The organism is Faecalispora sporosphaeroides DSM 1294, assembly GCA_000383295.1.
Classification (GTDB): domain Bacteria; phylum Bacillota; class Clostridia; order Oscillospirales; family Acutalibacteraceae; genus Faecalispora; species Faecalispora sporosphaeroides.
On the sequence record KB911067.1, the window covers coordinates 412374 to 427760 of the forward strand.

16 protein-coding genes and 4 tRNA genes are annotated in these 15387 nt (G+C 54.1%); 1 reads left to right on the forward strand and 19 read right to left on the reverse strand.

The genetic code is table 11. The annotated features are described in order from the left end of the window. Positions 1-89: 89 nt before the first annotated feature. From G340_RS0105590 to G340_RS0105660, 15 genes are all read right to left on the reverse strand, one after another. Positions 90-848 carry a hypothetical protein gene (locus tag G340_RS0105590; RefSeq protein WP_020072676.1) on the reverse strand — a complete coding sequence of 253 codons (759 nt, stop codon included), beginning with the start codon at positions 846-848 and terminating at the stop codon, positions 90-92. A gap of 7 nt (positions 849-855) precedes the next feature. Beyond that, entirely contained in the window at positions 856-2358 is a 1503-nt protein-coding gene (gene lysS / locus G340_RS0105595; RefSeq protein ID WP_020072677.1) for a lysine--tRNA ligase, read from the reverse strand. A gap of 226 nt (positions 2359-2584) precedes the next feature. Continuing rightward, positions 2585-3067 carry a transcription elongation factor GreA gene (gene greA / locus G340_RS0105600; RefSeq protein ID WP_020072678.1) on the reverse strand — a complete coding sequence of 161 codons (483 nt, stop codon included), beginning with the start codon at positions 3065-3067 and terminating at the stop codon, positions 2585-2587. Positions 3068-3227: 160 nt separating this feature from the next. After that, positions 3228-4547 (reverse strand): S41 family peptidase, encoded by a 1320-nt coding sequence (locus G340_RS0105605; RefSeq protein WP_020072679.1) that lies wholly within the window; start codon positions 4545-4547, stop codon positions 3228-3230. Between the two features lie 140 nt (positions 4548-4687). Then, positions 4688-5869 carry a murein hydrolase activator EnvC family protein gene (locus tag G340_RS0105610; RefSeq protein WP_020072680.1) on the reverse strand — a complete coding sequence of 394 codons (1182 nt, stop codon included), beginning with the start codon at positions 5867-5869 and terminating at the stop codon, positions 4688-4690. Further along, positions 5859-6767, reverse strand: coding sequence for a permease-like cell division protein FtsX (gene ftsX, locus G340_RS0105615; protein WP_020072681.1), 909 nt, complete (start codon positions 6765-6767; stop codon positions 5859-5861). Before ftsX ends, G340_RS0105610 begins: the two co-directional genes overlap by 11 nt. Continuing rightward, positions 6757-7449, reverse strand: a complete 693-nt coding sequence (gene ftsE, locus G340_RS16450) for a cell division ATP-binding protein FtsE (protein ID WP_033402198.1) — start codon at positions 7447-7449, stop codon at positions 6757-6759. Before ftsE ends, ftsX begins: the two co-directional genes overlap by 11 nt. Before the next feature lie 193 nt (positions 7450-7642). After that, a complete protein-coding gene (locus tag G340_RS0105625) occupies positions 7643-8728 on the reverse strand; it encodes a PucR family transcriptional regulator (protein WP_027103879.1) in 1086 nt (361 codons plus the stop codon). A 158-nt stretch (positions 8729-8886) separates the two neighbouring features. After that, positions 8887-9270, reverse strand: a complete 384-nt coding sequence (locus G340_RS0105630) for a PALP domain-containing protein (RefSeq protein ID WP_020072683.1) — start codon at positions 9268-9270, stop codon at positions 8887-8889. 37 nt (positions 9271-9307) lie between these two features. Beyond that, positions 9308-9970 carry a formate/nitrite transporter family protein gene (locus G340_RS0105635; protein ID WP_020072684.1) on the reverse strand — a complete coding sequence of 221 codons (663 nt, stop codon included), beginning with the start codon at positions 9968-9970 and terminating at the stop codon, positions 9308-9310. Positions 9971-10417: 447 nt separating this feature from the next. Continuing rightward, positions 10418-11314, reverse strand: coding sequence for a cysteine ABC transporter substrate-binding protein (locus G340_RS0105640; protein WP_020072685.1), 897 nt, complete (start codon positions 11312-11314; stop codon positions 10418-10420). A 19-nt stretch (positions 11315-11333) separates the two neighbouring features. Beyond that, on the reverse strand, positions 11334-12080 hold the full coding sequence (locus tag G340_RS0105645; RefSeq protein WP_020072686.1) for an amino acid ABC transporter ATP-binding protein: 747 nt from the start codon (positions 12078-12080) through the stop codon (positions 11334-11336). 14 nt (positions 12081-12094) lie between these two features. Continuing rightward, complete coding sequence (locus G340_RS0105650; protein WP_020072687.1) at positions 12095-12772, reverse strand: amino acid ABC transporter permease; 678 nt, start codon at positions 12770-12772, stop codon at positions 12095-12097. After that, entirely contained in the window at positions 12753-13412 is a 660-nt protein-coding gene (locus G340_RS0105655) for an amino acid ABC transporter permease (protein ID WP_020072688.1), read from the reverse strand. Before G340_RS0105655 ends, G340_RS0105650 begins: the two co-directional genes overlap by 20 nt. A gap of 401 nt (positions 13413-13813) precedes the next feature. Then, a complete protein-coding gene (locus G340_RS0105660; RefSeq protein WP_020072689.1) occupies positions 13814-14278 on the reverse strand; it encodes a GNAT family N-acetyltransferase in 465 nt (154 codons plus the stop codon). Positions 14279-14607: 329 nt separating this feature from the next. Here G340_RS0105660 and G340_RS0105665 point away from each other — a divergent pair, with 329 nt between their 5' ends. Continuing rightward, on the forward strand, positions 14608-14844 hold the full coding sequence (locus G340_RS0105665; protein ID WP_020072690.1) for a helix-turn-helix domain-containing protein: 237 nt from the start codon (positions 14608-14610) through the stop codon (positions 14842-14844). Positions 14845-15005: 161 nt separating this feature from the next. On the opposite strand, the gene G340_RS0105670 is transcribed toward G340_RS0105665, so the two are convergent. From G340_RS0105670 to G340_RS0105685, 4 genes are all read right to left on the reverse strand, one after another. Continuing rightward, positions 15006-15081: transfer RNA gene (locus G340_RS0105670), tRNA-Gln, on the reverse strand. 64 nt (positions 15082-15145) lie between these two features. Continuing rightward, a tRNA-His gene (locus tag G340_RS0105675) sits at positions 15146-15222 on the reverse strand. A 6-nt stretch (positions 15223-15228) separates the two neighbouring features. Beyond that, positions 15229-15305: transfer RNA gene (locus tag G340_RS0105680), tRNA-Arg, on the reverse strand. A gap of 8 nt (positions 15306-15313) precedes the next feature. Continuing rightward, a tRNA-Gly gene (locus tag G340_RS0105685) sits at positions 15314-15387 on the reverse strand.

Consider the following 15387-nt stretch of genomic DNA (forward strand, 5'->3'; position numbering starts at 1 on the left):
TGATGAATGTTCCGTCAAATCGGCAAATCACCGTCTTTCCGCCCGTGGCGGAGAAACAAAACGGTTCTTTTCCGAAAGAAACTCTGCATTTATGTTCCATACGCCAGCCGGTCGAACAAAGCGCGGCTGGCATTGTAATAGGACTCCTTCTCCGGGTTCTGCTCCAGAGGAGTTCCGCTGAAGACCCGCAGGGAAACGCCCAGCCCGCCGAGCTGCCGCATCACCTTCTGGCGGCCGTCCGCGTCCAGCATACGCAAATCCGCCTCGGTCACAAGGGAGGACAGCGGCTTTGCGTCCTTCCATGGCAGCCGCATGGCGGCCTCGTTCTCTTTCCCGGCCTCCGGCACAGTGCCGTCCAGATTCGAGAACATCTCCCGGGTTTTCTGGTGCGCCCGAAAGCTCGTCTCGTCCGTCAAAAAAATGATGCTGTCGCCCATTTCCAAATCGGACAGAAATTTGGCTACACTCGCCATCTGCAGCGAGGGGTCGCCGACTTCCTTCCCCTCCTCCATGACAATGAAATAGGGGTTCACACGCACAATCACGCGGCCATCCCCGTTCAAATCCTCCCCGTACCGGGCAATCTTCTGCTCCAGCACGGCGGCGGCTTCGTCCGAAAACCTGGTTTCGGTCAGAACACCGATCTGGTAGTCCGGCTCTTCCTTTGTGGTCAGCTCATACACAAAGCCGAAAATCAGAGCGGCGGCGACCAGCCCGATCAGCAGGTGAAATTTATGGTAGTACCAAAAATTCTCCCATTTCCCTTTTGGGGTCTGGGGATGTGCCGTCTCACCGTTTGGGTGGATGGTCTCCTCCCCCGCATTCCACAGATACCGGTCCCTTGCCAAGTGAATCTCACTCCCTCGGTTTCATCGTCGGGAACAAAAGCACGTCGCGGATCGACGCGCTGTCGGTCAGCAGCATCACCAGGCGGTCGATGCCCATGCCCATGCCGCCCGTGGGGGGCATGCCGTATTCCAGTGCGGTGAGGAAATCCTCGTCGATCATATTCGCCTCTTCGTCGCCGGCCTCTCTGAGCTGCATCTGGCGCATAAAGCGCTCGCGCTGATCCACCGGGTCGTTCAGCTCGGAATACGCGTTTGCAAACTCGCGGCGGGTGGCGAACAGCTCAAAGCGCTCCACCAGCTCCGGCACACCCTTCTTGCGCTTGGTCAGCGGAGAAACCTCCACCGGGTAATCGTAAATAAAGGTCGGCTGCACCAGCTCGCCCTCCACCTTCTCCTCAAAGAACAGATTCATAATGTCACCCCAGGAGTCGGTGGCCTTTGTTTCAAAGTGGAACTTTTTCGCCTCTTCCAGCGCGCGGGCTGTATCGCCCTTGAACGACAGAAAATCCACGCCGGTGTACTGCTTGATCGCGTCGTTCATCGTCATGCGGCAAAACGGCAGCTTCAGGCTGACCGCTTCCCCCTGGTAGGTGATCTCCTCCGTGCCGCACACCTCTTTGGCGCAGGCGTTGATGAGCTGCTCCGTCAAATCCATCATGCCGTGGTAATCGGTATACGCCTCATACAGCTCGATGGTGGTAAATTCGGGGTTGTGCTTTACGTCCATTCCTTCGTTGCGGAACAGACGGCCAATCTCGTACACCTTTTCCATGCCGCCAACGATCAGGCGCTTCAAATACAGCTCCGGCGCAATGCGCAGGTACAAATCGAGGTCGAGCGTGTTGTGGTGGGTGACGAACGGGCGGGCCGCCGCGCCGCCGGGGATCAGGTTCAGAACGGGGGTCTCCACCTCCACATAGCCGCGTTCGTCCAGAATGCGGCGGATGGTCGCGATCACACGGCTGCGCTTTTCAAAGGTGCTTTTCACCTCGGGATTCACGATCAAATCCACATAGCGCTGGCGGTACCGCAGGTCGGTATCCTTCAGGCCGTGAAATTTGTCCGGCAGCGGCAAAAGGGATTTCCCCAGGAGCGTAATGCTCTTTGCATGTACAGAAATTTCGCCCCGGCGGGTACGGAATACAAAGCCGGAAATGCTCGCAAGGTCGCCGATGTCCCAGTTCTGCAGGCCGTGGTAGGCCTCCTCGCCAATGTCGTCAATTTTCAGGTAAACCTGAATTCTGCCCGTGCGGTCCTGAAGATCCATAAAGCTGGCCTTGCCCATGTCGCGCCAGCTCATGATGCGGCCGGCGATCACAACGTCCCGGCCCTCCAGCTCCTCAAAGCGGTCGCGAATGTCCTGCGCGAACGCGTTGCGGTCGCAGACCGTAATCTCAAACGGGTCCTTGCCCGCCTGCTGCAATGCCGTCAGCTTGTCCCGGCGAATCTGAAGCAACTCGCTGATGTCCTGCTGCTCCTGCTCCGCAGGCTCCTTTGTCTTATCGCTCATCACTATTCTACTCTCCCTGTTTCTGTATTCCTGTGCCGCACGGCGGCTCTCCGGCATCCGCCGTCATAAAGCGGCAAAGCCGGGCTCGTGTTTCTCCGCCCACGGCGGGAGGACACAGCGGCTTTTCACTTTGTGACCGCAGATTGATTCGTCTTCTTGTGCCAAAACGGGGCAGGGTGAAAATTTTCACTCCCGCCCCGCGCCGTTTCGTTCTTTTCGGAATCTGTTATTTTGAAATCGCAAGAATCTCGTAATGGATGATTCCGGCCGGAACCTCCACCTCGACCTTGTCGCCCACGCGGTGGCCCAAAAGAGCCTTGCCGACCGCGGATTCATCCGAAATTTTGCCCTGTAAGGGATTCGCTTCGTTGGAACCGACAATTTTATATTCCTTGATCGATGAATCTCTTCCCTCGGGAGTGACGCGAACCTCCACCTTGGAGCCAATGTGAATATTTTCGTTGCCCAGCTCGTCTTCATCGATCACGACCACGTTTTTAAGCATTACCTCAATGTCGGCAATGCGCGCCTCCATGATCGCCTGATCATTTTTCGCTTCATCATATTCGCTGTTTTCGGACAAATCGCCAAAAGACAAAGCTACCTTGATCTTTTCGGCAACTTCTTTTCGTTTTACCGATTTTAAATATTCCAACTCCTGCTCGAGGGCTTCAAGTCCCTCCTGGGTTAAAATGACCTGCTTTGCCATCAGCTGTTTACCACCTTTTTCAGAGTGAATGCATCGCCGCACAGCGGGAAAAAGAGATCGATTCTCCCCCCTCCCAAGGCGGAAAAAGAATCGCCGCGCCCTGTTCGGCTACACTTCGCAATACATCTATTATAGTGAACAAGTATGCGTCTGTCAACGCTTATTTGGAGGCCGCCGGGGACGATGCGCCGGGCGCCGCGCCCGAATCGCCATCCTCCAGATTGCCGCTGTCGGTGCCCGGAATCTGCTGCACGTCCGCCCCCTGCGCCACCAGCGAGGTAACGGCCGCCTGAATCTGCGGGTCCTCCAGCGTGGTGAGCGAGCGGCGCAGCAGCAGATCCTTTTGCTCCTGTGTCAGCTCAATCGCCATGTCGACATCCACGCCCACGCCGTTGAAGGTCTTTCCGTCAATTCGGGTGTAATTGCCGACGGAGAGCTGAATCGCCGAGCCGTCCGACAAGGGGATGATCTCCTCCTTGGTGCCGTGGCCCGCAGTTTTTTCACCAATCAGTTTTCCCTTTTTATAGTCCTTGATATCCGCAGCAAAAATTTCCGCCGCGCCATATGTGCTGGAGTCCGCCACCACGCTGATCGGCAGGTTGATCTCGCCGGATTTTGAGCTGTACTCCACCGTGATCTTACCGTTTCTGTCCGCGTAGCTCACCAGACTCACCGCCGGCAGGAACTCGTCGAGCACGGAGGCCATCACCTCTTCGCTGCCGCCGGAGTTATTGCGCAGGTCGATCACAAGGCCCGCCACCTTTTTCTCGGTGAGGGTATTGATCGCCGAAACGAACTGATCCTTTGTGCCGTTCTGGAATTCCGAGATCGAAATGTAGCCGACGTTGCCGTTGATGACGGACGAAAAAACCGTTACGCGCTGGTATTCGGCGCGGGTGACGGTCACATCCAGCTTATTGGTGGCGGTTTTTCCGTCCGCCGTCGTTTTGCGCAGCAGGCCGAGCTTTACCGCAGTGCCCACGGTGCCGTCGAGCTTGTTCACGGCCTCGCCGTAGCTCAGGCGGATTACCTCTTTGCCGTCGAGCGAAAGAATCACGTCGCCCTTCTGCAGGCCGGCCTTGCTGGCCGGCGAGTTGGGCAGCACCTCAATCACTTCCATATTGCCGTCGGCGTCCTGAATGGTGCGAATGCCGACGCCCACCGCTTTTTTAGAGGTGGAGGCAAGGTAGTTCTTGTATTTCTCCGCGGAAAGATACTTCGCACCGGCGTCACCCAGCCCCGCCATATAGCCGGCGGCAATGCCGTCGTTCAGCTCGGTCTCCCCGATTTTCCCAATATAATCCTGCCGCACCTTCTGATCGATTTCACTCAGCTTTGTATACATGGCCTGGCGCTCGTTCACATCGGCCACTTTTTCATTAAAGCGCCCCATCGCAAAGGTATACGTCAGAGAAACCGTAATGGCGGCCGCCACCAAAGACATCGCCGCCGCCGCGCCGAGCGACACTTTTTTGCTCATATGCTTCCCTCTATCTTTTTGTTATCGTCCAACCGCTTTCAAAGCGCCCTTCCTTAAAAAACAACAAGCCCTTCCCCGCCTTTGGGAAGAAATCGACGTTTCCCCCAAAGGCGGGGAAGAAACCGACCGCCTGTTTTCGTTTAGCCGAACCACTTCATCGGGTTCTGTGCAACACCGTTCACGCGGATCTCAAAATGCAGGTGCGGGCCGCTGGAATCGCCGGTGCTGCCCACATAGCCAATCACCTGGCCTTTTTTGACCACGTCGCCGGTGCTGACGATAATTTTGCTTGCATGGCCATAGCGGGTGGAATATCCGCCGCCGTGGTCTATGTAAGCGCAAAGGCCGTAGCCGCCGCCCCAGCCGCTGTGATTTGCAAGAATCACCCTGCCGTTGTCCGCCGCGACGATTGGCTTGCCGTAAATGCCGGAGCCGGCGATGTCGATGCCCTTGTGCCCGCGGCCGTCTCCCCAATAGGAGGTGATCTTCGTATAACCGGGAACCGGCCAGGCAAACTGCCCCTTGCTGACATAGCCGCCGCTGGCCTGATTGTTCTTATTATTGTCCTTGATGCTGGCGTAATACTCCTTGTACCACCGATCAATCTCGGCATCCACCTTTTTGCGTTCGGCAGCCAGGCGATTATTTTCCGAATTGGTGCTGACCACATTGGCCGAAAGCTCCGTCAGAACGCGCGAGCTTTCCGCCAGCAGGCCCGAAAGCTCCGTGTTTTTGGAGTCCAGCTCCTTTTTGGCCTGCGCCACGTTCTGCCGGTTCTGCTCGATCTGCTCCTTCTGTGTTTTAATCGAGGCCATATCGGTTTTCAGCGTCTGAATCACCTGCTGGTCATGCTGCGAAATCGAGCGCACCAGCTCCGTTTTATCGAGAAAATCCACCATATCCTGCGCCCCAAGAATCATTTCAAGCTGAGAGGATTCTCCCAGCAGATAAATGGCGCGCACGCGCTGCTTGAGCTGCTCAATGTTTGCTTCGATGCTCTTCTGCTTTTCCGCAATCTGCGATTCCTTCTCTTTGATGTCCGCATCCAGCGCGGCCACCTGATCGTTCAGCGTGTCGATCTGGCTCTGCACGGTCTGCACCTGCGTATCCAGCGTGTTCTTATACTCCTGCTGCTTGGCTTTGTCCGCCTTCAGCTGCTTGAGCTTGGCCGCGGTGGCCTCCTGCTGCTTTTTCAGCTGGCTCTGCTTTTGCTGCAGCTGATTGATCGTGGAGCTGGCCTGCGCCCCCGGCGGGACCAACGAAAAAGCGACAATCACCGCCAGCGCAAGTGCCAGAATCGAACGCCTGCCTTTACCAGCCAATGGAATTTCCTCCCTTCAGATATTTACCGATGGAAATGCCGCCGCCCAGCGCGCCGAACAGGGCGCCCGCGGCAATAAACAACAATACGATCTGTCCCATCACATTTCCGAGCGGCAGCGGCTGGAAGAAGGGGACAATGCCCGTAATGGTTTTCAGGGTTTTATCGTAGATCAGCGCCAGCAGGCCGCTGGCCAAAAGGCCCGAAAACAGGCCGATCAGAATTCCCTCCACCACAAACGGCACGCGAACGAAGCTGTTCGTCGCACCCACGGATTTCATCACGCTGATCTCCAGCCGGCGCGAGAACATCGTAATCCGAATGGTGTTGGAAAGGATGAACACCGAAACCAGGCTGAGGATCAGCACGATCCAGAAGCCGGCCGTCGTCACCAGGTGGTCGAGACTGGTCAGCTTTGCGGCCACATCGGAATAATCGCGAACCTTGTAGACCCCCTCCAGCGAGCTGATCTTCTTTGCGGTTTCCTTATATTGGGAAAGGTCTTTCATTTTTACCTTGAACACGTCGTTCAGGGGGTTATCGTCGCCCAAAAGGCTGCTGAACACGCTGCCGTCGTCGCCCATGGACTTCATCAGCGCCTCCAGTGCCTCGCCCTTTGGAACAAACTCGCAGCTTTCCACATTGTCCAGCTTTTTGATCTCCTCGCCCACCTGCACCGATTTGAGTGTGGGCAGATCGTTCGCCATATAAACGGTAACGGAGTTGTCGCTTTCCAGCGTGTGCATGGCCATGTTCAGGTTCATCGAAAACAGCGTGGCCGCTCCCGTCATCAGAAGGCACGCCACCAGAACGCCAATGGAGGCAAAGGCCATCATGCGGTTGACCCATACGTTCCTGACGCCCTCCTTGAGCAAATACTTGACACTGCTAATTCTCATCGGGTACCTCCAAAGCAAGATTGCAGCTGTCGGCCACCACCAGCCCGTCGTGAATTTCCACCACGCGGCGGCGAAAATGCTTCACGAGCCGGTGCTCGTGCGTGACCATCAGCACGGTGGTACCCCTGCGGTTGATTTCACTCAAAAGGCCCACGATTTCAAACGAAAGGGCCGGGTCAATGTTGCCGGTAGGCTCGTCCGCAATAATCATGCTGGGGTTGTTCACCAGCGCGCGCGCAAGCCCCACCCGCTGCTGCTCTCCGCCGGAGAGCTCCTTCGGGCGGCAATTGATTTTTTCCTTCAGCCCCACCAAATTCAATATGTACGGCACGCGCTTTTTGATCTCCCGCTGAGAAGCCCCCACCACGTGCATGGCAAACGCCACATTGTCGAACACCGTCATTTTGTCAATCAGACGAAAATCCTGAAACACCATTCCCATTGTGCGCCGCACGTAGGGGATGTCCCTTTTCTTCACGGTAGAAAGCTTTCGGCCGTTGACGATGATCTCGCCGCTGTTCGGTGCTTCCTCACAGGTAATCAGCTTTAAAAAGGTGCTTTTGCCCGCCCCGGAAGAGCCCACGATAAAGACGAATTCGCCCTTTTCCACCTTCAGATTCACGCCCCGGAGCGCTTCTGTGCCATTGCCGTAGGTTTTAAAAACATCTATAAATTCTATCAATGTTATCGCTCCAAAAAATAAATTTCCCCGTGCGAATGCCGCCGGGCGCGCCAAAACGCCCCGCAAAACGGCACCATTCTCCCTAAAAATCAACACCCATTGGTATGTTTACATAATACCAATGGGCGAAAGATTTATTGTTCCGGAAAAGAATAAATTTGTAATTTTTCTGTAATATTTTAATTCTTTTCCGTCAGAATTTTACCGGATTCGAGGAGAGATATTTCTTGACCATCAGAGCTACCTTAAACACAATCGCGTCCTCGAACTCGCGCAGATCCAGCCCGGTGATTTTTTTGATTTTTTCCAAACGGTAAACGAGCGTGTTGCGGTGAACGAACAGCTTACGCGACGTTTCGGAAACGTTCAGGTTGTTTTCAAAAAAGCGCTGAATCGTGAACAGCGTTTCATGGTCGAGCGATTCGATCGAGCCGCGCTTGAATACCTCCTTCAGGAACATTTCGCACAGGGTGGTGGGCAGCTGGTAAATCAAACGGGCAATGCCCAGATTGTCGTAGCTGACAATGGATTTTTCGGTGTCGAACACCTTGCCGACCTCGAGCGCGACCTGCGCTTCCTTAAAGGAGCGCGCCAGATCCTTAATGCCCACAACAATGGTGCCGATGCCCACAACGCAGTGAGTGTAGAATTCGCTCGAGAGCGTGTCTACAATCGAGCTGGCCAGCTTGTCAAGATCCTTCGGCTCAATGCCGGTGCGAATCTCCTTGATCAGCGCGATATCGGTTTCGTTGATATTGATGATGAAATCCTTGTTCTTGTCGGGGAACAGATTCTGAATCACATCGTAGGCCGAAATATCGGATTTGTTTGAAATCTTGATCAGCATACACACGCGGCTCACGTCCGAATTGAAGTGCAGCTCACGGGCCTTCAGGTAAATATCGCCGGGCAGTATGTTGTCGAGAATCACGTTCTTGATGAAATTGCTGCGGTCATATTTCTCGTCGTAATACTGCTTGATGCTGCTCAGAGAAATCGAGAGCAGGTTTACATACTTCATCGCTTCGCTGTCGCTGCCCGAAACGAACACAGCATATTCCGGGCGGGGGCGGCTGCCAAAAGACTTGTAGGTATATCCTCCTACCACAAAGGGATTGGGCGAAGCAATGGTGTCCGGAGTAATGCTTTCGTTCACTTCACCGATACGACCCAGCTCGCTGCAGGCAATAATAACCGAGGTCTCGTCAATGACGCCGATCGTTCTGTCAATCGCGTCGCGCATTTGGTGAATAACTCCCTGAAACAGTCTATTTGACATGATGCTCCCTCACTTTATCAGTTTTCCAGATAATTCTGGATCAATACAAGCATACCGATTTGATATTGTCCAATATATTTTACACAAATTTTGATGAAATTTCAAGCTTGGAGCGGATTATTTGTTAAAAAACTTTCTGAAATCGACAGAGCAGCGTTCTAAATAAAAAAACAGCGCGGCCTTTCAAAAGCCACGCCATGGAATTCGTTTGATTGACTGCCCTCCGCTTTCACAATTCTGCGGTAGACCTCGGGGTCTGTGTCGCCCTCGGTGCTGAACAGCAGAACGGTCGCGTCTTCATCCAGACCCATGCGCTGCCGCTCGGCGCGCATTTCCGGCGCAAGGCATAAATGCACGAGCAAACTGAGCCCCACGGCGCCCGATTCGCCGGAAATCACCTTCCGGTCCCCATCGCGCGCAAACGCCAGCGTGCGCATGCCGAGCTCGGTCACCCAGTCTGGGCAGGCGGCATAGCACGACGCGAAATCGCGCAGTACCGGCCAGGTAAGCGGATTCGGCTCGCCGCAATTCAGGCCGGCCATGATTGTTTCCGGGTTCCAAATGCAAGGTAAGAAGCGGCTATTCCGCCTTGGCCGGCTCCGGCTCTTCAATCAGCCGTCCGCACAATCGGTGGAGCGCGGCGCAGCCGGCCCCGCCGACCACATTGCCGAGCGTGATCACCACCAGACTGAGAAGCGCATCCTCCAGCACGCCGGCCATCCAGAAATAGAACATGTCGGCGACGCAGTGCTCAAAGCCGCTCAGAATAAAGACCATCACGCTGAATACGATCCCCAGGTATTTTCCCACGGGGTGCGGATTGCTGCGGTAGCCCTCCACCGCCACATACATCAAAAGGCCGCAGAAGATTCCCAGAATAAACAGGCTGGGCAGACTGTCCCCCAGCTTGATCTCCGCCAGATGCACCGCCTTTTCGTGCAGCTTTGCCCCCTGACGCGTGGCGGACATGACCGCACTCATCAAAAAGGTTCCCAACAGGTTGCCCAGCCAGATCAAAAGCAGCCAGAGCACCTTCTGCGGGTCGCGGTACGAAATATACGCCATTTTCCCCGTGAACAGATTCCACCGGAATACCAAAATCGTCATCAGTCCAACCGAAAACAGAAAGGCTCCTGTCACGGCATTTTCCTGCGTCATGTAAATCACGCAGCCGATGCCGATGCTGATCCCCGCCAATATGGCCAGCAGGAACGTTCCCGTCCAGGATCTGAATTTATCCATAAAAACTCCCCTTTTTCCCAGCGGGCCGTGCCCGCGACGGATGTTACTAACACCCGCCTATTTTAGCATAGAAGCTTTTTTATTCCAATCTCGGCGCGTCTCATATTCGTCTATCCCTTTATCATCAACAAAAATTGATTATTATTGTATTCTTGATAAATCAGGGGGCTCGCTCCACTTTCTTGCCAAATTTCTTTCGTTTTAGTGTTTTAGAAACATATAATCCGGCTTTTTATTCTTTTATGTGGATTCAGGCACATTCTCAAATCTGACGCTCTTTAATCTATAAACAATTATGATGTATTTTCTGCTAAAAATCCCATCTGCGCAGGACAGACTGCGCCCGGCGATTTGAATCTGCGCCGGCAAAAGCAGGATAAAAAGAACCTGCGCCGAAGAAACACTTCGCCGCAGGTCACCTGAACTATTCTGTTTTAGGGCAGAAGCTTATTTTACATCTCCGCCCTCAACCACCAGGTTCTCGGGGGCGACCGCGTTACCGTAAACGGGCTTCAGCGTCTCTTCAAAGTCCTTGTGGAAGAAGTTCTCTTTGCCCAGCGTCTTAATTTCCTCATTCAGCCAGTCGAGCAGCTCCTTGTTGCCCTTCTGCACCGCGGGAGCAATGGTATCGACGTCGCCCAGGCTTTCAATGCCCACCTTAAAGCCGGGATTCTGCAGCGCCCAGGCCAGAACCTCCGTGTTGTCGGTGGAGAACGCATCGCCGCGCCCGTCGAGCAGAGCGTTATAGGTTTCGGTATACTGGTCAAACTTCACCAGATTGATCTCGGGGTGGTTCGCAGTAAAATAAGTCTCTGCGGTCGTGCCCTTCGCAACGATCAGCTTTTTGCCGGCGAGCTGCTTCACATCGGTAATCAGGTTCTTTTCGGGGCTGACGACGCCCAGAGCGACCTTCATGTAGGGCAGTGCAAAATCGACCGCCTCGGCACGCTCTTTGGTTACGGTAAAGTTGGCGAGCACAATGTCAACCTTGCCTGTTTTCAGGTATTCCACACGGCTGGCGGGCTCCAGAGAAACGTATTCCGGCTCAACGCCCAAATCCTTTGCGATGCGCTCCGCAAAGTAAACGTCGTAGCCCTGATACTTGCCGTTTGCATCCACATAGCCGAAGGGGTTTTTGTCGCTGAATACGCCGATGATGACCTTGCCGCTTTTCTTGATTTCGTCCACGGAGCGGGCGGTGCTGCCACCGGTGCCCTGCGCGGCGGAAGAAGCATCCGTGCCGGCAGCGGAGGAAGCCGCTTTGTTTGACGAGCAGCCCGCGAGCAGGCCAACGGACAGTGTCAGTGCGAGTGCGAGCGATAAGGCTTTGATTCTGTTTTTCATCAATAATCCCTCTTTCCGGTTACTCAAAAGTAAAGATATTCAAAAAGCGCTGAAGCCGTTCTGTTTTCGGCTTTGTAAAGAACTCTTCCGGCTCCCCGGATTCCACGATCTCACCGCCGTCCATAAAGATCACGCGGTCGGCGATCGCTCTGGCAAACTGCATCTCGTGCGTGACGATCACCATGGTCATCCCGCCCTTTGCAAGCTCCAGCATCACGTCGAGCACCTCGCGCACCATTTCGGGGTCGAGAGCCGCCGTCACCTCGTCAAACAGCATGATTTCCGGCTGCATCATCAGAGCGCGCACAATCGCGGCTCTCTGCTTCTGCCCGCCCGAAAGCTGGCGGGGAAAGGAACTCTTCTTTTCCAGAAGGCCCACGCGTTCCAACAGGGTTTCCGCCATTTTTTCGGCTTCTTCTCTCTTACGACCCTGCACCTTGAGCGGGCCGAGCAAAACATTTTCCATCACCGTCATATGGGGAAACAGCTCGTAGCTCTGAAATACCATGCCGATTTTCTGCCGAACCTGGCTCCACTTGGCGGTGCCGTCCGTCAGCACCTGCCCGTCGAGCAAAATTTCACCGGACTGGATGGGCTCCAGCCCGTTAATACATCGCAGCAGGGTGCTTTTGCCGCAGCCGGAGGGCCCGATCACCACAACCACCTCGCCGCGGCTGACCGTCAGCGAAACATCCCGCAGCACATCGGCGGAACCGTAATCCTTTTTGAGATGCCGGATTTCCAGCAAAGCATCTGTTTTCTCCATCTGTTGCACTCCTCTTAGTCCTGCCATCTTTTTTCCAGTTTTCCCGCCAAACGCGAAATGGGGAAGCACACCAGAAAATACAGGAAGAAAATCGCGGCGTAAATCCACAAGGCCGCGCTGGGCGCCGTGTATCGGTTCGCCTCTATGATCTGCTGGCCCACCTTGAGCACCTCCACCACGCCGATCAGCACGATCAGGGAGGTGGTTTTGACCATACGGGTGGCCAGGTTAATTGCAAGCGGCAGCAGGCGCCGGATCGTCTGCGGAATGATGATGTAGCGGTAAATCTGCACGCCGGTCAGGCCGAGCGCCCGGCCGCTCTCGTACTGGTGCTTCGGGATCGAAATCAGCGCGCCGCGCACCAGGTCGCCCATCTCCGCCGTTCCCCAGAACACGAACACAATGATCGCGGAGACCTCGCCCGAAAGATGGACGCCAAACGTTTTCGTCACGCCGAAATACACCAGAAACAGCAGCACCAGCTGCGGCATAATGCGCACCGTTTCAAGGTACACGCGCGAAAGCGCCTTCGTAACCGGATTTTTCAGCGTCATCACCATGCCGAGCAGAACGCCGAGCACCATCGAGACCGCCACGGAAAGCAGCGCAATTCGCACCGTGACCCAAAGGCCCTCGAGCAGCCGGACGAGATTGCGCCCGTCGAGCAGAATGTTAATTCCCAAATCCTGCATAGCGCAGCCTCCTTTCCAAAAGCGAAGAAGCAATCGAAATCGGCAGCAAAATGACGAGATACGAGGTCACAAGCAAAAACAGCGCCTCATCCGTCTTGTAGTACAGGCCAATCAAATCCTTGGCGACATACATCAAATCCGCCAGAGCCACCACGCTGAACACCGATGTCTCCTTGATCAAAAAAATCACGTTCGCGCACAGCGCGGGAACCGAAACGGAAAGCGCCTGCGGCAGCACCACATAGCGAATGATCTGCGAATGCCCCAGCCCAATGCTGAGCCCGGCCTCCAGCTGGCCCTTCTCCACAGATTCGAGCCCGCTGCGGAACGCCTCTGCCATATAGCTGCCGCCCAGAAACGCCAGCCCGATCACGGCGCAGCTTTCGGAGCTGATGACGACGCCCAGCTTCGGCAGGCCGAAATACAGAAAAAACAGCTGCACCAGCAACGGCGTATTGCGGGAAAGCTCAATGTAAACGCCAATGATCCGGCGCAGCACAGGAACCTTATAATATTGAATCAGGCTGCAGAACAGCCCGAGCAAAAACGAAAACAAAACGCCCCACAGCGCGATTCGCAGTGTCAGCAGCGCCGCAGTCTGATACATGGGCACATTTTGTCTGATAAACTCAAAGTCCAAAATCCGATTCCTTCCTCATATATCGTATCAAATTTTACTTTGAAAAATATGTTGAGATACTTTTTCTATGATACGGCGTTCCCGGAAAAGAGTTCCATTTATACCGTAGTAATCATATATGAATTGTTAAGCCCTATATTACTACATCCTTACCGCCGTGTCAACCGCCAGCCGTCATTTTTCTATAGTCATTAAAAAATCGTCTGGTTTCAAGCTGGGATCCTCTCGGCGCCCCTTCCCGGCACTCATTGACGATCGGCGGCGGTTTGCCGTGCGCTTCAGAACGATTCCATCGCTTGTTTCAAAGCAGAATGGCCGCAAAATGCCGCGCGAAAGAGTACCCGAAACAATTCAGGCGGCAGCAAGCGCTCCTCTTTCACGCAGCATCTGGTGTGCTCCGGCTACAGCTTGAACACCATGGGGGTATAGTGTGATTCTGACCTTTCAAACCCAAGGTATTCATATAATTTCTTTCCCTGCACCGTTGCATGAAGATCGACATGGCACAGTTCTTTTCGCCGCGCATCCTCCAGCGCCATGGTGACCAACTTTGCACCCAGACCCAGCTTACGGTACTCAGGGCGAACATAAACGTTCATCAGCGTTCCGGTTTTGCCGTTGATCGCAGACGGCCCCGCGAGCTTTTCCACAACCATCATCAGCACCGTCCCGGCCAAACGTCCGTTTTCCTCGGCCACATAGGCGGTCAGATTTCCTCCCAGATGACGTTCCAGATAGTCCGGCAGTTGATTTCTGATCGCCGTTTCCTGTTCCTCCGTCAGAGCTCCCCAATCCTCTTTCAGGTATTCCACGCGCATTTCGATCAGCTCTGCCTTGTCGGAACGCTCTCCGTTTCGGAATATCATCTTTCCATACCCCTTTCCCGTCCTTGCTGCGGCAAGCGGCGCAGTTCAGGAAGCGCATGATTGCCACTACAGGTTTTTGGTTTTTCTCCATCGATAAAAGCCAGTATATCATAGAACGCGGCGAAATAAAAGAATCGTTTTCTTGTTTTGGCTTTTTAGACAGATTGCGCCGGGGTAGGATTTGATTTTTGTTTTGTGCCATAATAGTAGTCTGGGCGTGTGGCTTTTGAACCGCTGATGGGTTTTGTTAAAAAACAGCATGGCTCAAATATTTTAAAAATATAACAAGATAAATGGACTAAAACCAGTTCAACGTGGAGGGCATAATGATGAGCAATCAAAAGATCAAGCAGGATGAAATTCATATCGGCCGAAACATCAGAGAGATCAGACTGAAAAAGAAGATCGGTCAAACAGAATTGGTTCGCCAGCTTCAGCTTTCCAACGTAGAGATGACGCGGGAAACTCTCGTAAAAATCGAGCGGGGGATACAACATATCTACGCAACACAGCTTCGCGGAATTCGTGATGTGCTTGGAACATCATACGACGAATTACTCAAATAGAAGGCTCACATACACACCGGAAAAACGAAAGAGCGTCGGCAAAAACCGACACCCCTTTCAGTGGAGTAACTTCCTGCTTTGCATATAAACCTGTTACCGGGCACAAAACAAAACGCACCCACAAAACGTGAGTGCGCAACTTGTGTCCAGCTTTTGGCTGGTGGCTGGGCTGGATGGATTCGAACCATCGCGATGACGGAGTCAAAGTCCGTTGCCTTACCGCTTGGCTACAGCCCATTACAGATTAAAAATGGTAATAAGAACGAGGCAAAAATTTTCATCTTTGCCTCGCCTCATCAAGTGGGGTGGAAGATGGGATTCGAACCCACGATCTCCAGTGCCACAAACTGGCGCTTTAACCAGCTAAGCTACATCCACCATATATGGCGCGCCAAAAGGGATTCGAACCCCTGGCCTACTGCTTAGAAGGCAGTTGCTCTATCCTGCTGAGCTATTGGCGCGAATGTCTTGGAGCGGGTGATGGGAATCGAACCCACACGACCAGCTTGGAAGGCTGGAGTTCTACCACTGAACTACACCCGC

Coding starts and splice junctions, on each gene's coding strand:
- lysS (WP_020072677.1), bottom strand. CDS start 2,358: ATGAGCGATAAGACAAAGGAGCCTGCGGAGCAGGAGCAGCAGGACATC.
- greA (WP_020072678.1), bottom strand. CDS start 3,067: ATGGCAAAGCAGGTCATTTTAACCCAGGAGGGACTTGAAGCCCTCGAG.
- G340_RS0105605 (WP_020072679.1), bottom strand. CDS start 4,547: ATGAGCAAAAAAGTGTCGCTCGGCGCGGCGGCGGCGATGTCTTTGGTG.
- ftsX (WP_020072681.1), bottom strand. CDS start 6,767: ATGAGAATTAGCAGTGTCAAGTATTTGCTCAAGGAGGGCGTCAGGAAC.
- G340_RS0105625 (WP_027103879.1), bottom strand. CDS start 8,728: ATGTCAAATAGACTGTTTCAGGGAGTTATTCACCAAATGCGCGACGCG.
- G340_RS0105630 (WP_020072683.1), bottom strand. CDS start 9,270: ATGGCCGGCCTGAATTGCGGCGAGCCGAATCCGCTTACCTGGCCGGTA.
- G340_RS0105635 (WP_020072684.1), bottom strand. CDS start 9,970: ATGGATAAATTCAGATCCTGGACGGGAACGTTCCTGCTGGCCATATTG.
- G340_RS0105640 (WP_020072685.1), bottom strand. CDS start 11,314: ATGAAAAACAGAATCAAAGCCTTATCGCTCGCACTCGCACTGACACTG.
- G340_RS0105645 (WP_020072686.1), bottom strand. CDS start 12,080: ATGGAGAAAACAGATGCTTTGCTGGAAATCCGGCATCTCAAAAAGGAT.
- G340_RS0105650 (WP_020072687.1), bottom strand. CDS start 12,772: ATGCAGGATTTGGGAATTAACATTCTGCTCGACGGGCGCAATCTCGTC.
- G340_RS0105660 (WP_020072689.1), bottom strand. CDS start 14,278: ATGATATTCCGAAACGGAGAGCGTTCCGACAAGGCAGAGCTGATCGAA.
- G340_RS0105665 (WP_020072690.1), top strand. CDS start 14,608: ATGAGCAATCAAAAGATCAAGCAGGATGAAATTCATATCGGCCGAAAC.